The sequence below is a fragment of the Psychrobacter fjordensis genome (assembly GCF_904845995.1).
In the GTDB taxonomy this organism is placed as follows: Bacteria; Pseudomonadota; Gammaproteobacteria; order Pseudomonadales; family Moraxellaceae; genus Psychrobacter; species Psychrobacter fjordensis.
The window spans coordinates 1,486,625-1,511,459 of the sequence record NZ_CAJGYP010000001.1; the positions used below are offsets into that span (position 1 = coordinate 1,486,625).

Below are 24,835 nucleotides of genomic sequence, written 5' to 3' on the forward strand. Positions count from 1 at the left end.
ATAAAGTAGGTCAATAGTAACTATTTGATGATCAGTTTGCTATTTAACGTTCTAATTATTTGTATCTGGTTATTTACCCAGTTTGTGCTTGGCAACACCAATCCAATGGTTTGCAAAGTTTTGTGCTTTATAAGCGTAAGGCTTTGCTTTGTCCAGATAAGGTTTGCACTCTTCTGGCACCGCTGGAACGATATGCTTGGCAAGCTTATTAAACCACATCATGAGGCTGTAGTCGCCCTCGATGCTTAAATTTCCTTCTTGAACCGCTGTCATAAAGGCTGGAAGGTTACCTTTGGTCAATAGCTTAACACCAGTCATAGAGTCTTTAAAGTTGATAGTCAGGTCTGCTGCTTTTGCATGACCACTATATTGGTTGAAGCTCCCATTATCAAAGACAAAATAACGGGCGATGTCCGCTTCGGTGCTGGCAAGCTCAATCGTGACATTACGATCAGCGAATAGCTTTTGGACAGCGTCATCGTCGCTATCAGCTAGCATAGATAAACGGTAACCGATCACAGCCAATAACACGTCTAAAGGATCAGACTTAATATCTAGAACAGGAATAGTAAACATAATCGAACTCCTAAAAATGAGACGCAAAATAATGCGTACTTTATAACAATTTTTGCGACAAATATATAATTACATTATAAACGATGGATAGGTTGTTATTCTTTAGGAGTTACGTAGAGAGCGTTAAGTATCTTGTAACATTCGATGACGTCAGCATGATTGATACAGGATTGTCTGCATTAGTGAAAGCGCGGTTGGTAGTCATCATCGTAGACAGGCGTATGTTCGATATAACGTGCAGCCTCTAACTCACGTTGTAGCTGAACCGATTGACTGACATCCTCATAACGTAGCGCCCGATACAAGACCCAAGCCGCTAAAGGCAGCCAGCTGATACCCATGGCGATGATATAGCTGTGCCAGTCTGATAATTCTGACAGCATCAGCCAACTTGATAGTATGCTGTGAATGACTTCTACGCCTAGCCAATATGCCATACCGCCAAATAGATATAATAGCAGCCAGCGCTGTGACGAGAAGGCGAGTGCCGCTATTATCACTGCCAATAAGCCGTAACCAAGTAAAGCCGCATTGCTCCATGCCGCTATGTCGATAAAAGAAAATATAGTTAGTAACATCATTCATCTCGCTATTCATAAGGTGAATTCCAATAAGACCATTATGAAAGTTTGCGAGGCAAAGCTAAAGAGGGTAAAGGCGAGTTTGCGACAACCGATGACGTTTGGTTTTTTAGCATATTTTGATGATTTTCTATTGCAGATTTTGAGAGTAAGCGCCGTAAGGATCGGCGCTTATTCTTAGAGAGGAATAAGAGGTTTTTTAATTAATAGCGACTAAACGTTGTTATTAATGATGGTTGTTACGCTTGCCCCACCACGATAATAATGACACTAACACAGCACCTAATAACATCAATCCTAAGGTACTTATCCAGTGAGGACCAGTAGGGTAGTGCCATGGCATGACGTTGTTTATTGCTTCGTTATCTAGGGTGTTCAAGATATCTACTTTCCACGGCCATATCTTCATCAAAGAGCCAGCGATAAAGCCGGTGAGCAATGCTAGCGTTGCTTGATAGTAGCGAGCCAATAGCCATTTTAATGCGTGAGTGAACAGTAAAAGTCCAGTGACCATACCCGCCATAAGCGTAAAAATAACCGTAAAGTTCAGGGTATGCACGGCTTCTAATACCGTGTCATAAGCACCCAATAATAATAGGATAAAGGAGCCTGATATACCCGGTAATATCATGGCGCAAATCGCGATTGCCCCTGCAAAAAACAAATAAGGCAAGCTTGGCGTGGTGGTGAGTAATGGCAAACTGCTGATAACCATGGCACTGACGAGACCGACGCCAAATAAGACAATACGTCCTATATTCCAACGCTTAATTTCAGTTAATAATATAAATATGGTTGCAACGACCAATCCAAAGAAGAACGACCAAATCAGCAGTGGTTGATTGTCTAGCAAGTACTTAATCATGCCAGCCAAAGTAGCAAAGCTGGTGGCGATACCTAATAACAGGAATAATAAAAATGTCGCATCGACCTGTCGCCACACCGCAAGCAAACCTTTGATACCACCTTCCTTTCGGAATGTCTGCCAGAGCTTGGGGCCAATACTGCCAAGCGCATTAATCAATCGCTCATAAATACCAGCAATCAGCGCAATAGTACCACCAGAGACGCCAGGTACGATATCGGCTGCACCCATCGCCATTCCTTTGATATAAACGCCTAACAGCTGTTTTGGGTTGTCAGTAGTAACACTGCCATCTAATGGTTGCGGTGCTGACGACTCGCTTGGTTTGGATGATTGGGGTGCCGTCATGGACAGTCCTTGATTGATTTAAAATAAGCGTTGAAAGTGAGTGATAGTAGTTAGACTAAAGTGTCGTTAGACTAAAATATAGTTAGACCAAAGTAATGCTCAGGCAGTAATATTCAAATGGTTTTATTAAAATAGCACTATGACCAGTGGCAACAAAATATAAAAGCTAGAAGTATAAAAGCCAGATCAATGACAAAGACATTAACCTAGCTTTTTATACGATTGCGAGCATTTAGCATTTATTTAGTAGGGGCAAGTGCTGGATAACCAAGGGCATAAAGCGTGCCTTCAAGACCGGTCACATTTACTGCGGCATCAGCACGTGCTTGGACGATAGGTTTTGCGTGATAGGCAACCCCTAGATCAGCGATGGCCATCATCGGCAAATCATTAGCACCGTCACCAATACAGACCACTTGTGACATATCGATGCTTAAGCGCTCTGCCGTGTGTTCGACGATGGCGGCTTTTTTGGCACCATTGACGATAGGTAATTGCACGTGGCCCGTCACCATGCCTTCGTCAATATCTAAAAAGTTGGCGTGAACTTCGTCAATACCCAACTGCTCTGCGATATAGCGAGCAAAATAGGTAAATCCGCCTGATACCAATACGGTGTGATAACCCAATGCTTTGAGCGCACTGATCGTGGTGCGTGCGCCTACCGATAAGGTTAAGCGGCTACAAATATCATCCAGTACGTCAATTGGAATGTCTTTTAATAGTGCCACACGCTTGGCAAAAGATTCGTCAAAATCGATCTCACCGCGCATCGCCGATTCAGTGATGGCGGCAACTTCTTCACCGATACCTGCTGTTTTGGCAAGCTCGACGATGACTTCTTGCTCGATTAAGGTGGAGTCCATATCGAAGCAGGCAAGTTTATGAGTACGCAGCATATGACCGACAGATAAAATATGGCAATCAACGACATTCAAATTATCCGTACTGTCAGCACTGCTCGTACTCTTATACGCTTCAGCCAAATCATGGCGCAAGCGTCTGGTCAGCTGCTCATCAATGATGTGAGCGGCAGCGGTTTTTTTGGCGGGATGCATGAGCGTATCGGTGACCGGCACCAGCAGATAGCGGAATACTTGTGTCTGTGTAAAAGGAAGGCGCTGTGCATTTCCATCTGTTGGTTCTGTATCAGAGACAGTGATATTCACAAAACTTGCATCGGTATCTTCAGCGACAGTGACCAGATGCCAGTTCGGCTGCTCATCGACCCAAGACTGCACATATTGATGAATATCAAGGGTTGATACTTTGGTCGGTAGCACCACAATTAGTGCAAAAACGGGTAGGGACTGTAGCGCGTCAAAATCCTGTATATCAGTACCATCAGGTAGGAGCGAGGCAATTGAGTCAACGGCTTGTTGCCATGCTTTGCTGTCTTTTGGTAACGAATAAGATGTATTGTTTGGCATGGCTTAATTGTCCCTTGTATGCTCGTATAAGATTGGGAATAATAGCAGCTTTCCTCGGCAGCGCCTATAGATGACATGCAAAGTATCACGGTTAACTAAAAAGGGCTGTACCAGACAGAAAAGCGTTTGAAATTGAATGTTATTATTATGACAAATTTATAAAGCTGCTAACGCTATAAGGTTTATTATGGTGATATAGTAGATAGGATAAGCGAGCTGTATTTATGATAATGTGTTTAGTCATAAAAAGTCTACTATGCGGTCGTTTATCCTATAGTCCTTCCACTATAAAAGTATGACAGCGTTAACCTCGATTGAAGTATCGCATATACATCTACACTCGGTTGACTCGTACTTCTTTTAAATTGAATCGACTATAAGTGATGGTTTACCCAGATATACGTTATAAAGACACGCGTTACAAAAAGATGCCTGCATTACCGTTTTTTAAAATAGCCAAAAAATGAGCAATAGCCTTGTTTTTTAATTTCTTTTATCCAAAAAAGTTTAACATATCATGACGTATTTAGCGCCGCGGCAAGGGTTGTTTGCCATTATTCTTCTGGTTAGTTTTTGTTTGCAGACTCTATTGTTGGTTATCAGCACCGATCAACAGTTGAGCAACAGTCGTGCGTTAAAAGGCGAGCAGATGGTTGCTCAGCTGATTGATGAGGCAAGGTTGTCTTTAGAAAATAAAGACCGTGTCAGTCTAAGCGTGATTGCCAATCGCTATACCAGCGAGCAAGACGTGACGAAGATCTTGATTACAGACAATAACGACGATATCTTGGTGCCAGTCGGCAATGCGCCTATGCAGCAAGGTGATACGATTCGTCAAATTGCTACCAACGGCGATGCTGTGATTGGTAGTGTGGCACTGACATTAAAGGACATTAGCAAAGGTGAGATTATCGCCATGCAATGGCCATTTGTCATCGGTACTATGTTATTGCACTTATTGCTTTGGTTAATTTACGGCTATCTTGCCCGTCCTACCAAAGAGCAAATCAACGCCCTCAGTCGTGATATCCAAGATTTGCACCGTGAGCAGTATATGCAAATTGATCAGCGCAGCCGTAACCACGAGCGCCGCTCAGCTGACCGTCAAACAAACGATCTCCAAGAAAATAACTCTCAAACAATGGGCAGCTTGGGTGAAGACGGCGCAGAGCATAAGCCAGCTGACCTTCGTAAGTTTGATATAAACAGTGAAGTTAACCAGTATTTAAGAACACAACAGAATCAAAGTGCGGCGAGCGATACCGCTCATTCTAGTACGACTATTGATGATGCGGCAGATGACCAAGTAGCAAATCTAGCAGCGGAAAGCACGCAAGATGAAATGAGCGGCAGTAGTACGCATAAATCTAATAGCGCTTCACGATTGTCTGCCACACGAGCATTTGACAGCGTGAGAGTACAGATTGTATTCCATGACGAGTTCAATATGCTTGAGCGTCTTGCACCTGCCCAGCGCTTGCCTTATTTGGCATTATGCACTCAGCTGTTGAACCAAGCAGCGACTGAGCTACTCAAACAGCCATTGTTGCTAGGTGTCAGCATGATAAATGAGCCTAAGTTCGATGACAGCGGTGCGAGTGTGCTATTAAAGGCTGATAACAGCCATGCCAAAGTGGCGTTAGCAGGCGTGATGCTTGGTAAGCTATATTTAATGCTTAATAAGATTATCCATGACAAGCATATTGAGCTGTCGCGCTTTGCATTACCTGCCAAAGCGGGTGTCAGTGATGATGCACAAAGTGATGCAATGACGCAATTGCTGCACAGCGTTGGCAAAAAAGAGCAGATGCTGATCTTGTTACCGAATGCTGGACTCAAGCAAATCAGCCATCATGTACAAGTACAGAGTATCATGCGCCCAACCACCGTTTATGAGCGTGAATGTGCCGTATTCGATGGTGGGAATGATTCAATGATTCAACGCTTGGCTGACGTCCGAAATTCGGTACTGATGATTGAAAATGAAGACGAATCACATACTTAATAGTATCTGTGTAATGATGTTTCATTAGCGGCAATTGTTTTTGTTTTTATGTACACAATTGTCTGTTATATTGACTGCGTCATTATCTTGGTATTATAGGCGAAATAGGCCATAGTGATAAAAAGCATTGACAACGTTCAGTAGAGACTTTATAAGGCATATATATATTAATGTATTCTTAATACCTTTGCCAAAAATGATAGGAGTTTGTCATGAGTGACGCTGATATTGACAACGATTTTGATGATGATTTCATCGATGATGATGATGCAAAGATGGTGGAAGAGGCTGAGACGAGTGTACGTACGCGCTTAAGCAGTCTTGAAAAACGTCGTCTAATCGATAATTTGTTAGAAGAAAAACGGTTGGCTAAAGAGCTAAAAGACGATTTAGATGACATCGATAACTTCGATGAAGATGGCGATGACTGGGATGATGACGACTTTTAAATTTTAGAATAAAGGTCTCACACAATATAAGAAAATTCAGTCGTTTAAGCCGACTAAAGCCACGTAATAATGGCTCATTGCCTAATAGTATTAGGTTGATGATATCTTATTTATTACTTTTCTATAGTAGCTAGCAGTCTATTCTATGCAGTAATTCTGACTTTATAATGGTTGTTTGAATGTTTATTCGAATGACCTTTATCCTCAAATTATCACTGATTTTGCACGTAACTGAACGTTTATTGCGCATTTATTAAGACTGTCGCAATCCACCTTTCAAGGACAATTACACCATGAGTAACCAATTAAGTTTTGACGAATTACTAGACTATATGGACAATCAAGAGAGCCAGTTTGTGCTCGACAGTGTCGCTGCGCATGGTTTTTTGACGGCGACAGTCATTGGTCGTCCATTGCCTAACTGGATGGATGCATTGTTTGAAGGCCACACTAGTGAGATTCCAGAAAACGTGATCGATGGCATCACACGCTGGCGTGATTCGATCATCGCTGAGTTAAAAAACGAGACGCCTATCGAGCTACCGTTTGGTGAAGACGCTGGTGATGAAGAAGTAGCCGTTGACTTTTCAGATGACTCAGATATCGTTGCTTGGTCAATCGGCTTTGTCGATGCGATGTATGGTGATGAAGCCAGTGATTGGTTTGAAGATGAAGAAACCGCGGAAGACGTAGCGGTTTTGACCTTACCAATGATCGTATTGAGCGGTATTGATGACGAAGATCCAGAGCTTGCTGAGATGCGTAAAGATGAAGATAAGCTGGTGCAAATGGCCAATAGCATTGAAGGCAATTTGACTGAGCTGTTTTTGTTGTTTCATACCAACGATTAATATTTTTGTATTTAATAAGCAGTACTATCAATAGCGCTGCTTATTATATTCCATGCAGTTTTATACCTCTTTAACTCACTGATAAGGTCGTAACATGACTGTACAGCTCTCTAATCTTGAACACTTACCTAATTATCAAATCACCGAGCGTTTAGATGTGGTGTACGGCAGTACGGTACGCTCAAAGCACGTCGGTAAAGACTTGTTTGCTGGACTAAAAAACATCGTCGGTGGTGAGCTGACAGCTTATACCGAGCTGTTAGAAGAGTCGCGTCAAGAAGCGATAGACCGCATGATTGTTAAGGCAGAATCTTTGGGTGCTGATGCAGTCGTTGGTTTGCGTTTTTCGACCTCTAGCATCGCGCAGGGAGCTTCTGAGCTATTTGTTTATGGTACTGCTGTCAAAGCAATACCGATGCCGCAGCAATCACCTCAAAACCCGCCAAGCGATTCTCATTATCAAACGGGTCAATCGCATCACTCAGGTCAACACCCAAGCACGCAAACCCCACCATCAGAACCTACTGATGAGTTGCCACGTTTCAATCCTTTTGGTTAGATAACCGAATCTTAAAGCATTGATGCTTTTGTATGATAAGAGACGTGCCATGAACAACTCCCTTACCCAATTCCTCATCAACTATGCACCGTTTGTTCTGTTATTCGCGGCTGGTTGGTTTTTTGGCACGCGTCACGAGCGTCAGCATTTGGCACAATTGAGCATCGATGAGCAAGCACTGAGTCATATCATTGTGTCAAGCGAACGCTTTTATCGTCCTAATATTGCGGCTAATAGTCAGGGTGAGTTGGTACTGGGTAGTGTGGTGATTGGTCAAGATTACTTCAAAATGATTATCGCCCGTGTCTTAAGTATCTTTGGTAAAAACCTGACCACCTACGAGACGTTATTAGATCGCGCCCGTCGTGAGGCTATCGTACGGATGCGTACCGAGGCCAATGCTAAAGGTTGTAATCATATTTATGGTCTACGCCTTGAGGTGACTAACGTCAATCAACTAGGCAGCATGGTAGAAGCCATCGCCTATGGTACGGCAGTCATCAGTACTGACCGTCACTAAAGCCCTGCCAATCTAAGATATATTCTTAATCTTACCTTCCTTTTTATCCCCAAAATAATCACTTGTCTTAGGGTGTGTCCTCATTTTAAAAATGATGATCAAAATAAGGTAAATTGCAGTCAAACGAGGAAAATAGCACAGATAATATCGGGATATTAACCAGATATTTGACGATGTTTGGCAAAATTTAGCTATTTTTAGCCCATTTAGAGGGCACTCGTTTGAATTGAGGACACACCCTAGTTATCCTTGCGTTGCTATCAATGTCTAACAAGAAATCATAGAGGGTCGACTATATTATGCTTGAACTTTTCTTCTGGGGCTTCCTGCTACTTTTACAGATTGTTTTTGGGCTATTGATATTTTATGGTGTGTTTAAAGTGATGCTCTGGTCTAGTCGTACAAAGCTTTCAAAGCGTACTTCAAGCTCATCTGCTGGAGATGACATCAACAACAGTAACAGTAATCATAGCGGATATAGCAGCAATGATTCTTGTGGTGACAGCGGTGGCGATGGCGGCGGGTGTGATTGATTCTTTTCTTAGCGGCAAATCTGCTCGTTTTAAGCCTAACAATATAAATAAGGCTATACCTTAAAGTTTTCCTATACTTTTATATGGCGAATATCCTACGTTTGAATACTGACTGGTGAGTAGTTGAATAAAATAGATAAAGCTGCCTTTACAACGATATACTTTATGTTACCGCTCTATTACGATTACTGAATATATGTGAAAGATGGCATGGAATGCTGTCAAGTAATGTTGTCATACAAAACATTGATAACGTCGATGGCTTTTACCCAAAATCTCAGCAGGATTGGCTGATTAAGCATCACAAAGTTGTCATAAAACTGCCTATGTAAGGGCTCTATCTACAAGGATGTAGTTATGGAAGGTGTGGAGTTAGTCACGTTTGTAAATTCAAAAGTCATTCCCATTGGTATCTTTTTGATCATGATGGGGATGGGTCTATCCTTAGTTACCAATGACTTTAAAAGAGTCGTCAAATACCCCAAAGCAGTCGCAATAGGACTCACTAATCAGCTGATCTTCTTACCATTGGTTGGTTTTGCTTTGGCAACCTCGATGTCCCTAGAACCTGAATATGCCGTTGGGGTTATGTTACTGGTGCTTTGTCCTGGCGGCACCACATCCAACCTATTCACTTATCTGGCCAAAGGTGACGTCGCACTGTCGGTCACCATGACCGCTATTGCAAGCGTCATTACCGTGTTTACCATTCCTATCGTCCTCAGTTTTTCGCTCGTGTACTTCATGGGCGCGGGTAGTGAGTTTCAGTTGCCAGTGGTTAAAACCATGGTCAGCTTGATTGCTCTAACTATCTTACCTGTGAGCGTTGGTATGCTGATCAAACGCTATGCGCCTACGGTTGCAGATAAAACACAGGTCATGGTTTCTCGTTTTGGCGTGATATTCCTGAGCTTCTTGGTTCTATTCTTAAGCTATGTGCAAAAAGACATCATCGTAGAAGCCTTGATAGCCACTGGCCCTGTATCATTGATATTGAACGTGTCAACGATGGCGCTTGGTTATTACACCAGTAAATGGTTTGGTCTGAATCCAGCACAAAGAAGATCGATTACCATGGAAGTCGGTCTGCAGAACAGTACGCTTTCGATGTTTATGGCATTGACACTATTGGCCAATTACAAAATGTCGCTGACGCCAGCTATTTATACGCTAATCATGTTCTTAACCGCAGGTATTATGGTGAGAGTATTCAGTGCGCAACACAATAAGGCGAAGCAAACTGAAATAGACAGTAGTGTGATGGCAGCACGCAGACTTTAAACTTAAGACTATAAATCACTCAATCGTCTTTTAATTGACTGAACCCCATAACTGGCTTGATGTTTCAACGCTTGTTATGGGGTTTTTGCATTTATGGCGACTATATTTCATTACATACAATCTATAGAACATAGCGCAAGACAGGGTTAATAATAGAGCTTAACGATGACGTATATCTACTCTTTCTTTAGCATTGGCTGTCTGCTCTTTTACTTTTTCAATTTCAAACAAGAACGTGCGGTTTTTCAGTACTGCGACAAACACCACGCCACCGACCGTATTGCCCACCAGTACCACTGCCAAGAAGACTAAATAGCGCCATAGGCTGACGGTATTGCCGTACAGTAACGCTGAAAATACTTCGATATTACCTACGATACTGTGATGTAAACCCAAAAATCCGATACTGCCCGTAATGATGGTAACTAAGACAATGCGGCTCAGTGTATCGCGTGCCGAGGTCACAAGCCATGCCGTCACGCCCATCATCCAACCTGCCAATACTGCACTACCAAATATCACCCACCATTCAAATCCTAAGACATGCTTGGCATACGCGTCAATGTCGCTGACGCTGAACAACTGCATGTTCAAACCGAGGCCAATCATTAACGCAGCAAATAAACAACCACCAACGACGTTACCAGCGATCACGATGCCCCATAGACGTAGCAACTTAGTTAACGGTTCAATACCGTTGAGTACTGGTAGACTTAAGAGGGATGTTTGTTCGGTAAACAATAGTGACTGACCAATGACAACGATAATAAAGCCGATGGGGTAAAGTAACGAGGCGAGTACGAGGGCGTATTCACTGGGTAGTACTCTGCTAAGGAGCGCAAAAGCCGATAAAATCATAAAGAAGCTAATACCAATCTCAAGCCCAGCGGTAAAAGCACTGGTGAATAGTGAGCCAAGCGAGCGCTCAAAGGTTTCTTTGGCATCCATGACTTGCTCAACTAAGATACTGGCATAGCTTTTTGCATGACTCAAATTGTCATCATTGGCGACTTTTTTGATGGTTTCTTTGTCTTCGTCACTGATTTCTTCTGGCAGATCATTATCTTTGAGGTCTTCAGTGACGTTTGTCTCATTGGTGTTCTCATTATTATTGTCATTAGCTTTGCCATTGGGACTGCTTTCTTGAGATTCTTTTTGACTATTTTCTTGATGGTCTTCTTTATGACTGTCATCAGCCAAGTGCTCATAATCTGTAGATGAGGTCTGCAAGTCTTTCTGATGTTCAGTATGACTATCAATATCTTGGGGCACGGTAAACTCACTGGTTAGAAGATAATAGTTTTGCTATATAAGAGGTATCGAACGTAGAGGCAGAAACTATATTGAGACAGAAGCTATATTCTATCGTACGACGATCGCTGATTATGTTTAGCATTGAGCCGATTGCTGTTGTTAATTGTTTAATAATTTGCTCAAAAACTGTCTTCAGGCTTTATAAATTGCCTTACCATCTAACAAAATCTGCCTATCTGCGTTAAAATCACTCTATTCATGATTTTCCTAATTTTTATATTCGCTTTAATTCAATTAACTTTGATCACATTCAATCAATAAAAGATAATGCCATTATGAGTAACCACAACCTAACCGCCTCTATCCAAGCGGCCTTAAGCCAACTTGAAAACGCCTATAACCCTGCGGAAGTCGAAGCAGGCATGTATCAGGGCTGGGAAGAAAGCGGCTATTTTCAGCCGACTTTTGACAAAGACGAGTCATTTTCTATCGCGTTGCCGCCACCAAACGTCACTGGCTCACTACACATGGGTCATGGTTTTAACAACGCGATCATGGATGCGCTCACGCGTTATCACCGCATGGATGGTGACAATACGCTGTGGCAGCCAGGTACGGATCATGCTGGTATCGCCACCCAAATGGTCGTTGAGCGTCGTTTAGAGGCGCAAGGTATCAAGCGCCGTGATATGACGCGTGAAGACTTCATCGATAAAGTATGGGAATGGAAAGAAGAGTCGGGCGGCAATATCACCAGCCAAATTCGCCGTTTGGGCAGCTCGGTTGATTGGTCGCGTGAGCGCTTTACCATGGATGATGGCCTGTCCAATGCGGTAAAAGAAGTGTTCGTACGCCTGTTCGACGATGGACTTATCTATCGTGGTAAGCGTTTGGTCAACTGGGATCCAAAATTCCAAACCGCATTATCTGATTTAGAAGTAGAAAACCACGATGAAAAAGGCAGCTTGTGGCATTTCCGCTATCATTTCACGGATAAAGATTTAACGACCCAAGATGGTAAAAACTATCTGGTCGTCGCCACCACACGTCCTGAGACTTTACTCGGTGATACGGCTGTCGCAGTCAATCCTAGCGATGAGCGTTATGCACACCTAGTTGGCAAAACCATTACTTTGCCAATCACGGGTCGCGTCGTGCCTATCGTCGCTGATGATTATGTCGAAAAAGACTTCGGTACAGGTTGTGTCAAAATCACCCCAGCGCATGATTTTAACGATTATGAATTGGGTCGTCGTCACAGCTTGCCATTGATTAATATTCTCGATGAGCGCGCCAATATCCTACCAGCGATGGAAGTCTATCCTGATCTGCAGACGCGTGAGCCAGAGCTAGAAACCACGCCAAGCGAGTACGCAGGACTTGAGCGTTTTGCCGCTCGTAAGTTCCTTGTAGCGCAAGCAGGCGAGCAGGGCTGGCTAGAAGACATCGAAGACTACGCACTAAAAGCTCCGCGTGCTGAGCGTGGCGGCACGATCGTTGAGCCGTGGTTGACCGATCAATGGTATGTCGCTGTTAAAGAGCTTGCCAAGCCTGCGATTGACGCGGTAGAAGACGGCAGCATTGAGTTCGTCCCTGCGCAGTACAAAAACATGTATATGTCATGGATGACCGATCTGCAAGATTGGTGTATCAGCCGTCAGCTCTGGTGGGGACATCGTATCCCTGCATGGTATGACGATGCGACGGGTGAAATCTATGTCGCCCGTGACGAAGCCGAAGTACGTAGCAAGTATAGTCTCAGCGATGATGTCGTGTTACGCCAAGACAATGACGTGCTCGATACATGGTTCAGCTCTGGTCTATGGACGTTCAGTACGCTTGACTGGGCAGACGTTAACGCTGATCCACGCGTGATGGACACCTTTCACCCAACCAGCGTGCTCGTGACAGGTTTTGACATTATCTTCTTTTGGGTGGCTCGCATGATCATGATGACCATGCACTTCGTGAAAAACGAAGACGGCACGCCGCAAGTACCGTTTAAGACCGTCTATGTGCATGGTCTGGTACGTGATGGCAATGGTCAAAAAATGTCAAAATCGAAAGGTAACGTTTTAGATCCAATTGACCTGATCGACGGTATTGATCTAGAAGCATTGGTAGAAAAGCGCACCAGCAATATGATGAATCCAAAAGATGCGGCCAAAATCGAAAAACAAACGCGTAAAGAATTCCCAGAAGGCATCCCAGCCTTTGGTACGGATGCATTGCGCTTTACCTTTACATCCTTAGCTAGTACCGGTCGCGATATTAACTTTGATCTAAAGCGTGTCGAGGGCTATCGTAATTTCTGTAATAAAATTTGGAACGCCAGCCGTTTCGTACTCATGAACTGTGTTGATAGCGAAGGCAATGCCAAGCCTATCGACCAAGCGGCGAATCCTGAGGTTTGGGAGTTGCCAGAAAAATGGATCATGAGTCGTCTGAACTCTACCGTTGCTGATATCCATCAGCATTTCGCTCAGTATCGTCTCGATATGGTCAGCCAAGATATCTATGAGTTCATCTGGAATGAGTACTGTGATTGGTACGTTGAGCTTGCCAAAGCCAGTCTAAACGATGACTCGGTATCGGACGAACGTAAAGCGCAAATCCGCTATGTACTGCTGCACGTGCTAGAGACGGCGTTACGCTTTAGCCATCCAATCATGCCGTATCTGACCGAGCAAATCTGGCAGACGGTTGCACCGCTACTGGGTCGTAAAAACACGGACAGCATCGTGGTCGCTGACTATCCAAAAACGGATGATGCACAAATCAGTGAGCAGGTAGAAGCGGATATGGCGTGGCTACAGGAGCTAATTGCTAGCGTCCGTAACATCCGTGGTGAGATGAAACTGGGCAATGCGGTACGTCTGCCAGTGCTACTACAAAATATCTCCGCTGATGAAGATGCGCGTCTGTCACGTATCAAAAACCAGTTCAAAGCGCTTGCCAAAGTCGAGAGCTTAGAGATCGTCAAAGAAGGCGATGAAGTACCGTTGTCATCATCAAGTATGGTCGGTCAGCTACGGGTACTCGTACCGATGAAAGGTCTGATTGATCCTACGGCTGAGCTAGCACGCTTAGGTAAGTCGTATGATAAGTTGAAAGGTCAATCTGAAGGTATCGCTCGTAAGCTTGGTAATGAAGGTTTTGTCAGTAAAGCACCTATAGAAGTAGTCGATGCGGAAAAGGCGAAACTGGCTGAGCTAGAAGGGCAGTTGACCGCGATGACGGCACAGATGGAAGAGTTAAAGAACCTGTAATTGCTATGACAATAGCTGTATGAATAAAAAACGCCATCACAACTGTGATGGCGTTTTTTATTGTCAGGATGACGGCCAGTAAGATGTCTACTTGATGGACGTAAGATATAGTCAAAGAAATCTAAAACAGCTACAAGGCAGCCGACCGCAGATTATACATATAGTACCTCTAGGGAGGGTAACACCGTAGCGGTTTAGTAGTTCGCTGACTATATCTGAAATCAACTAACGTCGTCCAAACGTACACTGTTAAAGAGTAGTAATACGTTAGTAGCCAAATAGGAATGACTACTCAGCGTTAAGGGGTGTATATTGCATGCTGTTTTTTTATTTTTGAGTTCACTTTACCCATTTGATTTATTTGAAACATTATTTTGAGGGATATTATGTTAGCTGCTTATCGAGATGATACGTTTTTTCTTAGTCGAGCGTTACCTGTACTGGTTGCTTTAGCGGCTATTTATGGACTGTTGTCGCTGCTGTCTATTCCGATCAATGCTGTGGTGTTGGCCATTGTACTCATGGTTGTATTCTGTCTTATCAAGATTCCTGTTGCGGTTTCTTTGGTATCAGCGGCTTTGCTAGGTGGTCTGCATGCACAAATGGCGTTTCCAGATATCTTGCAAGTATTGAATGACAACTTACTCAGTGGTGCGCAGGTAGGTATGACTTATATCATGGTCGGTGCATTTGCCGTTGCACTGTCGAGGAGTGGTGTGCTTGATTGGGTGGCGCAGAAAATGGCTCGTAGCCTAAATCGTGAAGGTGCTCATGTACGCAAACAGGTTAAATGGATGCTGTTTATACTGTTCATTGTCGCCTCATTACTCTCACAAAACTTGATTCCAGTACATATTGCTTTTATTCCAGTACTTATCCCGCCATTACTTGGATTGATGAATCGTCTGCAAATTGACCGTCGTGCCATCGCTTGTATTCTGGCTTGTGGTATCAGTGCGTCTTATCTATTATTACCGTTTGGCTTTGGTGCGATTTATCTCAATGAAATTTTATTAGAAAATTTTAATACGGTGGGTGCAGCATCTGGGTTTGTTGCCACAACGAGTATGGCGCCTAAAGCGATGTTTTTTCCAGTGATGGGTATTTTGGCTGGCATGCTGGTTGCTGTCTTTATCACGTATCGTAAGCCACGCGCTTATATCGAATCACAAAAACAAGAAATATCAGCATTTACCGATCAAGAAAAAATAGAAATAGGGTTACAGCCTTTGCTATTTACCGCATTGGCAGTGATAGTGGTATTACTGTTCCAAATGTATTTTGACTCATTGTTTATTGGCGCAATGATAGGATTTATGATTCTTGGCTTCTCTGGTATTTATCGTTGGCGGGCTCAGGATGATGTATTTACTCAAGGCGTTCGATTAATGGCTGAAATCGCCGTGATTATTACTGTTGCCTCCAGTTTCGGTGCGGTATTAACGGCCACAGGTGACATCGATCCATTAGTTGCTTCTGCTACTCAGATTTTAGGTGACAATAAGCTGTTCGGTGCTGCAATGATGCTAATCGTGGGTTTATTTATCACTATTGGTTTTGGTGATTCATTTGCCTCTGTACCGATTTTGGCGCCGATTTATATTCCATTATGCGTAGCGCTTGGTTTTTCTCCATTAGCGACACTGGCTATGCTTGGTGCGTCTGCGGCATTGGGTGATGCGGGTTCGCCTGCGTCTACACTTACGCTTGGTGCGACTGCTGGTTTAAATGCTGATGGACAGCATGACCATATTAAAGACAGTGTGATTCCGACTTTCTTCCATGCCAATATTGGTATGCTGCTATTTACTTTGGTCGCTGTGGTATGGCTGTTAGGCTAAACTGGCTGAGTGTGAAGGGCAGTTGATGGCAATGACGGCGCAGACGGAGCAGTTGAAAGCGTTGTAATTAGTATAAAAGTATCTGTATAAATAAAAAACGCCGTCACAATTGTGATGGCGTTTTTTATTGTCTATTAGGTAATTATCAGACAAGATAGACTATAAGCATTCCACTATAGAAGTATGACAGCGTTAACCTCGCTTGAAGTATTTGATATACATCTGCACTCGGTTGCCTTGTACTACTTTCAAATTGAATCGACTATACTATTTCTAAAGTCATAGAATAATTTTTATTTGGGGGTTAGTTTAGTGAATAAACATATTAAAAGCTATTTAAAAGAATTTATAACAATGGATAAACCTCAGTACGCCGTAATGTTGAAAGGCGATTGGGGTTCAGGTAAAACACATTTTATTAAAAATTTTATTGAAAATGATAAGAACAACAAATATGTATATGTGAGTCTTTTTGGCTTGAAAAGTACAGAAGCTATTGATGAGGCAATATTTGATGAGCTACATCCTGTGCTGAGCTCTGCACCAGTTAAAGTTTTAAATACTGTCTTTAAAAGTGCACTGAAACTTGGGTTGAAAGTTGACGTAGATTCAGAAAATACGAAATTAAACTCAGTAAATGCTAATATAAATTTGGATGGAGTCTTAGATTATTTCTCAAAAAAGAACAGTAAGAAAAATATTATTTTCGTTTTTGATGACTTGGAGAGGACTCTACTAGACTATACGGAGGTCTTGGGTTATATAAATAGTATGGTAGAGACTTCAGGTTTAACCGTAATTATTATCGCTAACGAAGATAAGATAACCGATAGTGTGTTTAGTGACTTCAAAGAAAAAACTATAAACAAAACGTATAAGCTAGTTGCAAATAATAATGAGGTTTTTTCAGAAATAGTTAATAGATATAGTATTTTAAATAATCATGTAGAAGGTATTAGAAATATCTTTGATAAATCAGGTAATAATAATTTTAGAGTTTTAACTCAGGTGATTGACAATTATAAGTATTTTGTAAAATATATTCCGCCTAGATTCAAAAAAATTCAGTTTTTATGGAGAATCTAGTTCATCAGTATTTCATATATTCTTTTACATATAAGATAGCTGGTAATTTAGAAAATATTTCAGATATATTAAAGTCTTTTTATAATAAATATCAATTATTCAAATCTGAAACTTGGAAAGATATCGTAGAGAATAATATAATAAATAAAGATGAATTGATAAAAACTATTCAGGAATTATATTTTTTTAAGAAGGAAGTGGTTAAGCCCTCTTGGAGGGAACTTTGGGATTATGATCATCTTAATAAAAACACTTTCTATAAAAATCTAGAATCTATGCAGACAGATTTTTTAAATTTTAAATATAATAATCCACTTATTCTACTACATGTTGTTAGTTTGCTTATAACCTTCTCAAAAGTGGGTATTAAAACAGTTATCAGTGTTGAGGAAGTTAGAGACATAACGTGTGAGTATATAAAAAGCCATACTAATGAAGAATGGAATAGAAAGAATAGAGAAGACCGGATTTTTAACTCTACAGGCTTAGCATACATAAATGATGATGACACTGATTTTAAGGATGTTTCAAGACTAGTAAATAGCAAAATAGATGAGATTGTTGCGGAATATAAAGTATATGCAGAGAGGGAAGATAGAGAGGATTTAGTCAACATGATAGAATCTGGAGATTTTTTGAATTTAATAAATATTATTGACAAAAAATATTCTACTGTAGCCTGTTTTCATAATTTCGATCCTGAGGTGATATTCCAAAAATTAATAGAAGATGATAGTAGGATTTTTGGTTTTTCTATGGTAATAAATCATCGATATCCTGATAACCATACTATGAATGGTAGACCTATATCATTTTATAGATTAGAGGAGTTGTTTTTTTTACAAGCTTTATCTACACATATCCAAGATTATCTTAAAAAGGATGACAGAGATGATTTTATAGCATTGAAGCTGAAAACATTAATCGATCTACTAGAGAAGAAAATGAAATATTTAGAAGAAATTAAAAGGAAATATACTAATTGAGGTATTAGTAATCATTATAGAAATAAGTGTTTTTTATTATTTGATGGTTGTTAGTTTGTAACTATTAAAATTGGATTGTATAAATCCCCTCTACCAAAAATAATAAAAAACCGTTATCGCTACATGCTGTTAGCGGTTTTTTAATATCAGTAATTAGTCTATTATTTCTAAAGGAATAAAAATATAACGTAAGGAACACTATGAATCATCTTACCGTCGGACAACGTGCGCCTTTAAGTAACCTTGCTATTGACGATACCGTACCAATCACGCTCAAATTCACTCGCCAAAGTCCAATAGAGATGGACATCAGCTGCTTTGCCTTAGATGCAGCGGGCAAACTGATCAATGATGATTACATGGTGTTTTATAATCAGCCGACCTCACCATGCGGGCAAATCAAGCTCACCCATTACGAGTCGCAGCCAACAGCGAGTAAAGGCATTCAAGCCGAATTTGAAGTGAATTTATCCAAACTGGCTGCGAATATAGACAGCTTGTTTTTTGTGTTATCAGCCGACACGCCGCTCAATCAAATTCAATCGTTAGAGATTGGCATTTGGCAGCAGTCACAAAAGGTACAGGCAGAGTATCAAGCAGCAGACTTTGCCCAGCAGCAGGCCAGTATGTTGATGCAACTTTACCGTAAAGGTGGGGTTTGGCGAGTATCTAACGTCGCACAAGGCTTTAATGGTGGACTTGCTGCCATCGTGCAGCATTTCGGTGGCGATGTAGAAGAGAGTAGCCCGCAAGCAGCAGCCGTAACCGCAGCGCCAGTTCAAGCAAAACCATCGTTAGAAAAGGTCATGCTAGACAAAGCCCCAAAACTCGTCAATCTGGCCAAAAAAGCCACCATATCGCTTGAGAAACGCCAATTGCAGCAATTAACCGCAAAGGTAGCGTTGGTGTTAGACGCCTCAGGCTCAATGAACAGACAGTACAAAAAAGGCCGCGTGCAAGAAGTGGTCAACCGCATATTGCCATTGGCAGTGAGCTTCGATGACGACCAAGCGCTAGATTGCTGGGCGTTTGCCCGAGATCCGCAGTATTTGGGCGAGATTGGGCTGAGTAACTATGACGGTTTTATTGACAACGCTCATGGCGGCTGGCGCAAATGGGCACTTGGTCCACGTGTGAATAACGAAGCAGAGGTCATGAAAGCCGTGACGGAGTTTTATCAAAAGGATGGCTTGGATGTGCCTGTCTACGTGTTATTTATCAGTGATGGCGGGGTGAATGACAATCGCGGTATCACGAGAGTCATGACGGAAGCCGCGAAACTACCGATATTTTGGCAGTTCGTGGGCTTGGGTGGTCGTGGTTATGGCATCCTAAAAAAACTAGATGACATGGCAGGGCGCGTGATTGATAATTGCGACTTTTTTGAACTAGATGATTTGGATGACATTAGCGAAGAAGCCTTATATGAAAATATGCTAGAAGAGTTTCCAAGCTGGCTAAAAGAAGCCAAGCAGCTTGGGATAGTGACGAGCGGTAACTAATAATCAGTCGATAAACACCTAGAACTAATAAACAGTCGATAAATACCTAGATAGGTATCCATAAAGGTAACGCAAGAGATAGGTTTGGTCGTTTATTTACCCATCATTAACCAAACCTACCTATTTATAGCAAAAACCTCGCAAAAATAGTCTTGTATCGCTTTCGGTGGTATTGCATGCTTACTTACTTACCTATATAGGTAGCTATCTTATAAATAAGTAGCTGCTTGCCTTTATCGCCGTATCGTCTAAAAACATGACTTCTATGACTCAATCAAAAAAAACGTTTTATCACCGTCCCAAGACCAATCAATCGAAGAGCCCCACCGTACGTTGGCTTTTTTTGACGTTAGGCTGGCTATTTTTTGTGTTGGGAATAGTGGGGGCGTTACTACCAGTGATGCCCACCGCGCCGTTTATATTGCTGGCGGCAGGGTGCTGGGCACGTAGCTCAAGGCGTTTTCATTTTTGGCTGATCAATCATAAGTTCTTTGGGAAGTTTGTCCGTGATTGGGAAAATAATCATGCAGTGCCTTACTATGCCAAGTGGTTAGCGACGATAATGATGGCAATATCGACGTCTATGTTATTTTATCGTTTGCCTGCCGATATGATGTGGATGGCATGGGCGGTAGCGGTGGTCTGTAGTGGGGTAGCGGTGTATTTGTTCCGTTTACCAAATGCCTAAAAAACAGTGAAAATAGGTCAAAAAACAGCGAAAAAAGGCCTCCAGTTACACGAAATCTCAGATAAGACTTGCGAAATCAGGATGTTCCCCTTATAATACGCCCAAGCTTAAGAGCAGTTCTGCACCAAATCATTACCTCGTAGTATTAGTTATAATCCTTCGTTTTAATATTTATCGTTCAGTAGCTATTTGCAAGCGTTACCGGTCACTAGGCCATTAATAAATTAAAAAGTAGGATTATCAATATGTCAGATACTCAAAAAGGTACAGTTAAGTGGTTCAACGAAGCTAAAGGCTTTGGTTTTATCGCTCCAGAAACTGGCGCAGACGTTTTTGCTCATTACAGCGAAATCACTGGTTCAGGCTTCAAAACTTTAGCTGAAGGCCAAGAAGTTGAGTTCACTGTAACTCAAGGTCAAAAAGGCCCACAAGCACATAACATCGTTGCTATCTAATTTGTCTTTATAGACAGATAGATGAATAGATGTAAAAAAAGCGAACCTTCGGGTTCGTTTTTTTACGTCTGTCATTTGATATGAGCCGTTAAATTTCACATGGCTTTGAATTCAAAGTATAGAATCAAAAATGCCTACATACTATTTCGATAGTTGTAGGCATTTTTGTTTTTATGGAGTGTGCTGAATTATGAGTTATCAGGGCGAGAGAAAAGAGGCTATTAAATAGAGCTAATACCAATATTAATCAGACCACCGCCAATGATTAACCAAGCAAACATAATAGCCCCCAAGATGAGTGGTTTAACGCCAGCTTGTTTAATCGCGCTCAGATGAGTCGTCAACCCCAGTGCAAACATCGCCATCGTCAGCAAAACATCATCAAACTTGACCATACTTCGCTCAAAGCTGTCAGACATCGGTACCCATGTGTGCAATACAACGATAAGAATAAAAATAAAGGCGAACCATGGCACATTGACTTGTTTGATGCGGTCTACAAATGACAATGTCTCGCCATGACTATCATTGTCACCCTTGGTTAAAGCAAAAGATAAAATCAGTAGAAAAGGGGCGAGCATCATGACGCGTATCATTTTGGTCACGACAGCTGTATTACCGACATCAGGATTGATCGTGTTACCTGCGACCACGACTTGTGCCACTTCGTGTATGGTCGAGCCAGTATAAATGCCGTATTGCTGAGCATTTAGCCAAGGCTGCAACCAGCCAAGATGATATAAAAATGGATATAGCAGCATCGCAATAGTACCGAAGACGACGACGGTTGCCACAGCGATAGTGACTTTATGTGCTTCTGCTTTGACCACTGGCTCTGCGGCAATGACTGCGGCGGCTCCGCAAATGCTCGCGCCTGAACCAATCAATAAAGTCGTTTTTTTATCGACTTTTAGCCATCTCGTACCCAGCCAATAGGTCAATAAAAAGGTCGATGTCAGTACCAAAGCATCTGTCATAATCGCCGGCATACCCACGCTAGCTACTTGTGTCATCGTCAGCTTAAACCCATAAAATATAATGGCTAAGCGCAAGATTTGACCTTTGGCAAAGCATACACCAGCATTTAGCTGCTCGGCGAAATTAGGATATACAGTATTGCCCAACAGCATACCGAGCAAAATCGCTAATGTTAAAGAGGACAATCCGACGATGCGCCCGTTCGACCAAGTGTCTAGACCAGTATTGAGCCATAAACAAAATAAGCTACCGACCAGCACCACGACCAATCCTGCTAAGTGCCGATTGCTTGGGAAATAGTTGGTCACTGTTTTGGTTAAGGCATTCATGACAGGTTGTCCTATTGTCATTAATCAAAATAAGCATAAGCTTATGAATGGACAGTATAAGATAAGCTGATTTATAATAAAAACAGATTAATAAGATATAAACTATCGATTTTTTAGGTTAATGCTAATGGTTCAAGATTGATAGTAAAAATATTGAGATTGAAACAAGATGGGTATAGCGAATAAAACAGGCTAAAAACTGACATAAGGCATCATGAACTAATGAAAAAAGCGATGCAGACGCTACCGAAGATTACGCTAAAGCAATTGGCGGTATTTGTGAGTATTTATCAGACAGGCAGCACCAGCCGTGCCGGTGAAGAGCTGCATTTATCACAGTCAGCGGTCAGTAGCGCGCTGACTGAGCTGGAGTCTAGACTACAGATGCCGCTATTTGAGCGCGTTGGACGTCGGCTCAATCAGCATCCCAATGCTCATCCCATTTATGTGCAAGCGCAAGCGATATTGGGACAGTCATTGACGCTTGAGCATTATCATAAGCACCAAGCAGGGCAAATTCATATTGGCGCGAGTACCACCATAGGCAACTATGTATTGCCACCGCTGCTGGCTAAGTTATACAAAGCATTGCCAGATGCGAGTGTGAACACTTATATTGCCAATACTCAAGAAGTGGTCGCTGAGGTTGAGCAACTCAACATTGATATTGCCTTAGTAGAAGGGATGCCGCGTCCGACAGATATGAAGGCCATTGAGCAGCGAGAATGGCGAACGGATACGTTAATGATCTTTGCCAAGCGTGACAGTCAGTGGCTGATAGATATCGCGGCCTATAATGATGCGGATAACTGTTACGAGCTTAGTATCGAACAACTGGCACGATTACCATTATTGGTGCGAGAGGCAGGCTCAGGTACGCGGCAGATCATCGATGAGAAGTTGCTAAAGCATTTACCCGATGCGGAGGTGATTATGGCGATTCAACAGTCAGAAGCCATCAAAAACATGGTCAGTGCCGATATTGGACTGGGTTGTCTGTCGCAGCATGTGATTGAGACGGAGCTGGCGGCGGGTACATTAGTACAAGTGACTGTGGCAGGAATTGATCTGTCGCGGACATGGTGGCTAGTCTGGCACAAAGCTCGCCATCAAAGCCCTATTTGGCAGACTTTCATTGATATTTTGACATCAGAGTAAGGGTCAAAGCGTTAAAGACAGACAATAAAAAGCGTTCCATAGTAATTTTCTATGAAACGCTTTATTAGAGGCTATTTTGATACAAGTTATCTAACTTAGTTCTCGTCACTTGATCTTTGTCATATAAGTTATTTTGTGACAGGCTTATCCAGTCTGACCACCAAGCTATCACAAGGCACGTTCGGTAGGATATTATCTGCCGTAGCGCCACTTAACCAAGCGACAATGCCATGGCGTTCGTGACGACCAATGACCAATAAATCCACATCGTGTTTATGGCAGTAATTGACGATACCTTCGCTGTTTGAGATAGCAGTGGTTACCTCAGAATTGACGGCATTTAACTGGTTGCGTTCCAAAAATTCTGCCAATTTAGCGCGGGCTTCTTGGCAACGTTCGTCATCAATCTCATCATATAAGCTTGAGGCGGGCACCAGCTCATAGCCAAAACCAACCATCGTATCTTTGACAATATGCAATACCGATAACTTAGAGCCAGGACGATTATCGACGATACGTTTGGCCTTTTGGGCGACCACGTCAGCATCAGATAATAAGTCGGTAACCAGTAATATATGTTGATAACTCATGAGATTTTCCTCGTAGCAGATAGTCTTAACTATAGCACTACCCATGCCCGCTGTTAAGTAAGCGTTGGCTATCTTTTTCTGAATAATCGATTACTGTGTTACAGGCTGGTCAAGCTTCACCACTAGGCTGTCGCAAGGCACGTTTGGTAGTATGTTGTCTGCAGTCGCCCCGACTAACCAAGCGGCAATACCACGTCGCTCGTGGCGTCCGATAATGAGTAAATCGACAGCTTTTTCTTGGCAGTAATTGACAATGCCTTTGCTATTGGATATAGCGGCAGTTACCTCAGCGTCGACTGCACTCAGCTCATTGCGCTCCAAGAACTGTGCTAGATTTGCTCGAGCTTCTTGCCAGTGTTCGCCATCGACATCACCTGACAGACTAGAGGCAGGAACCAACTCAAACCCAAAGCGTACCATATCATCCTCAACGATATGTAAGACTGTCAGTTTGGCTTCAGGAGAGCCTGCAAGGATGCGTTTGGCTTTTAGGGCAACCTTATCAGCATCGGACAATAAGTCTGTGACCAATAAAACATGTTGGTAGCTCATTAGATGTTCCTATTAATAGTTAACTTCATAGTAACAGTGGCGACTGGCTTTGTTAAGGGTTAAATCCATTATTTAATTGTGGTAATGATTGAGTGCTGTTGTATGATTTTAACCACAAAGGTTTTAACCATAAAAGTCTGAGGCAAAAA

At 42.3% G+C, this 24,835-nt stretch carries 23 protein-coding genes; 15 read left to right on the top strand and 8 right to left on the bottom strand.

Features of this window, described 5'->3' with window-relative positions:
- Nucleotides 1-69: 69 nt before the first annotated feature.
- The 4 genes from JMW61_RS06230 to serB form a co-directional block, all read right to left on the bottom strand.
- Nucleotides 70-576 carry an SCP2 sterol-binding domain-containing protein gene (locus JMW61_RS06230; protein WP_197218166.1) on the bottom strand — a complete coding sequence of 169 codons (507 nt, stop codon included), beginning with the start codon at nt 574-576 and terminating at the stop codon, nt 70-72.
- A 179-nt stretch (nt 577-755) separates the two neighbouring features.
- Nucleotides 756-1,157, bottom strand: coding sequence for an AciT family ciprofloxacin tolerance protein (gene aciT / locus JMW61_RS06235; RefSeq protein ID WP_227681489.1), 402 nt, complete (start codon nt 1,155-1,157; stop codon nt 756-758).
- A gap of 226 nt (nt 1,158-1,383) precedes the next feature.
- Complete coding sequence (locus JMW61_RS06240) at nt 1,384-2,370, bottom strand: DUF368 domain-containing protein (RefSeq protein ID WP_201549972.1); 987 nt, start codon at nt 2,368-2,370, stop codon at nt 1,384-1,386.
- Nucleotides 2,371-2,609: 239 nt separating this feature from the next.
- Entirely contained in the window at nt 2,610-3,800 is a 1,191-nt protein-coding gene (gene serB / locus JMW61_RS06245; protein ID WP_201549973.1) for a phosphoserine phosphatase SerB, read from the bottom strand.
- A 517-nt stretch (nt 3,801-4,317) separates the two neighbouring features.
- Between serB and JMW61_RS06250 the strand changes: the two genes are divergently transcribed.
- The 7 genes from JMW61_RS06250 to JMW61_RS06280 all read left to right on the top strand — a co-directional run bounded on the left by JMW61_RS06250 (nt 4,318) and on the right by JMW61_RS06280 (nt 9,998).
- On the top strand, nt 4,318-5,805 hold the full coding sequence (locus JMW61_RS06250; RefSeq protein ID WP_201549974.1) for a hypothetical protein: 1,488 nt from the start codon (nt 4,318-4,320) through the stop codon (nt 5,803-5,805).
- Nucleotides 5,806-6,017: 212 nt separating this feature from the next.
- Nucleotides 6,018-6,254, top strand: a complete 237-nt coding sequence (locus tag JMW61_RS06255) for a PA3496 family putative envelope integrity protein (protein ID WP_110924075.1) — start codon at nt 6,018-6,020, stop codon at nt 6,252-6,254.
- Nucleotides 6,255-6,547: 293 nt separating this feature from the next.
- The gene (locus JMW61_RS06260) at nt 6,548-7,105 is read left to right on the top strand and encodes a YecA/YgfB family protein (RefSeq protein ID WP_110924074.1); all 558 of its coding nucleotides are present in this window, start codon (nt 6,548-6,550) and stop codon (nt 7,103-7,105) included.
- Nucleotides 7,106-7,199: 94 nt separating this feature from the next.
- Entirely contained in the window at nt 7,200-7,664 is a 465-nt protein-coding gene (locus JMW61_RS06265) for a YbjQ family protein (protein WP_201549975.1), read from the top strand.
- Between the two features lie 49 nt (nt 7,665-7,713).
- Complete coding sequence (locus JMW61_RS06270; RefSeq protein ID WP_110924071.1) at nt 7,714-8,184, top strand: YbjQ family protein; 471 nt, start codon at nt 7,714-7,716, stop codon at nt 8,182-8,184.
- A 299-nt stretch (nt 8,185-8,483) separates the two neighbouring features.
- Nucleotides 8,484-8,717: a hypothetical protein gene (locus JMW61_RS06275; protein WP_201549976.1), complete on the top strand. Its 234-nt coding sequence runs from the start codon at nt 8,484-8,486 to the stop codon at nt 8,715-8,717.
- Nucleotides 8,718-9,074: 357 nt separating this feature from the next.
- Entirely contained in the window at nt 9,075-9,998 is a 924-nt protein-coding gene (locus JMW61_RS06280; RefSeq protein ID WP_110924069.1) for a bile acid:sodium symporter family protein, read from the top strand.
- A gap of 159 nt (nt 9,999-10,157) precedes the next feature.
- On the opposite strand, the gene JMW61_RS06285 is transcribed toward JMW61_RS06280, so the two are convergent.
- The gene (locus JMW61_RS06285) at nt 10,158-11,270 is read right to left on the bottom strand and encodes a formate/nitrite transporter family protein (RefSeq protein ID WP_227687370.1); all 1,113 of its coding nucleotides are present in this window, start codon (nt 11,268-11,270) and stop codon (nt 10,158-10,160) included.
- Between the two features lie 317 nt (nt 11,271-11,587).
- Between JMW61_RS06285 and JMW61_RS06290 the strand changes: the two genes are divergently transcribed.
- From JMW61_RS06290 to JMW61_RS06320, 7 genes are all read left to right on the top strand, one after another.
- Nucleotides 11,588-14,521: a valine--tRNA ligase gene (locus tag JMW61_RS06290; RefSeq protein WP_201549977.1), complete on the top strand. Its 2,934-nt coding sequence runs from the start codon at nt 11,588-11,590 to the stop codon at nt 14,519-14,521.
- Between the two features lie 386 nt (nt 14,522-14,907).
- A complete protein-coding gene (locus JMW61_RS06295; protein WP_201549978.1) occupies nt 14,908-16,362 on the top strand; it encodes a Na+/H+ antiporter family protein in 1,455 nt (484 codons plus the stop codon).
- 312 nt (nt 16,363-16,674) lie between these two features.
- Entirely contained in the window at nt 16,675-17,448 is a 774-nt protein-coding gene (locus JMW61_RS06300; protein WP_227687371.1) for a P-loop NTPase fold protein, read from the top strand.
- The gene (locus tag JMW61_RS06305) at nt 17,436-18,434 is read left to right on the top strand and encodes a hypothetical protein (RefSeq protein ID WP_201549980.1); all 999 of its coding nucleotides are present in this window, start codon (nt 17,436-17,438) and stop codon (nt 18,432-18,434) included. The genes JMW61_RS06300 and JMW61_RS06305 overlap by 13 nt, the downstream gene beginning before the upstream one ends.
- A gap of 200 nt (nt 18,435-18,634) precedes the next feature.
- Nucleotides 18,635-19,936, top strand: coding sequence for a VWA domain-containing protein (locus JMW61_RS06310; RefSeq protein WP_201549981.1), 1,302 nt, complete (start codon nt 18,635-18,637; stop codon nt 19,934-19,936).
- Nucleotides 19,937-20,201: 265 nt separating this feature from the next.
- Nucleotides 20,202-20,624 carry a YbaN family protein gene (locus tag JMW61_RS06315; RefSeq protein ID WP_197102199.1) on the top strand — a complete coding sequence of 141 codons (423 nt, stop codon included), beginning with the start codon at nt 20,202-20,204 and terminating at the stop codon, nt 20,622-20,624.
- 245 nt (nt 20,625-20,869) lie between these two features.
- Nucleotides 20,870-21,079 carry a cold-shock protein gene (locus JMW61_RS06320; RefSeq protein ID WP_010201661.1) on the top strand — a complete coding sequence of 70 codons (210 nt, stop codon included), beginning with the start codon at nt 20,870-20,872 and terminating at the stop codon, nt 21,077-21,079.
- Nucleotides 21,080-21,300: 221 nt separating this feature from the next.
- Here JMW61_RS06320 and JMW61_RS06325 read toward each other — a convergent pair whose 3' ends face one another.
- Nucleotides 21,301-22,386 carry a YeiH family protein gene (locus tag JMW61_RS06325; protein WP_201549982.1) on the bottom strand — a complete coding sequence of 362 codons (1,086 nt, stop codon included), beginning with the start codon at nt 22,384-22,386 and terminating at the stop codon, nt 21,301-21,303.
- A 222-nt stretch (nt 22,387-22,608) separates the two neighbouring features.
- Here JMW61_RS06325 and JMW61_RS06330 point away from each other — a divergent pair, with 222 nt between their 5' ends.
- Entirely contained in the window at nt 22,609-23,544 is a 936-nt protein-coding gene (locus JMW61_RS06330; RefSeq protein ID WP_201549983.1) for a LysR substrate-binding domain-containing protein, read from the top strand.
- 128 nt (nt 23,545-23,672) lie between these two features.
- On the opposite strand, the gene JMW61_RS06335 is transcribed toward JMW61_RS06330, so the two are convergent.
- Together JMW61_RS06335 and JMW61_RS06340 are read right to left on the bottom strand one after the other, a co-directional pair.
- Complete coding sequence (locus JMW61_RS06335) at nt 23,673-24,134, bottom strand: universal stress protein (RefSeq protein WP_197102196.1); 462 nt, start codon at nt 24,132-24,134, stop codon at nt 23,673-23,675.
- 90 nt (nt 24,135-24,224) lie between these two features.
- The gene (locus tag JMW61_RS06340; RefSeq protein ID WP_110924060.1) at nt 24,225-24,686 is read right to left on the bottom strand and encodes a universal stress protein; all 462 of its coding nucleotides are present in this window, start codon (nt 24,684-24,686) and stop codon (nt 24,225-24,227) included.
- Nucleotides 24,687-24,835: the final 149 nt, after the last annotated feature.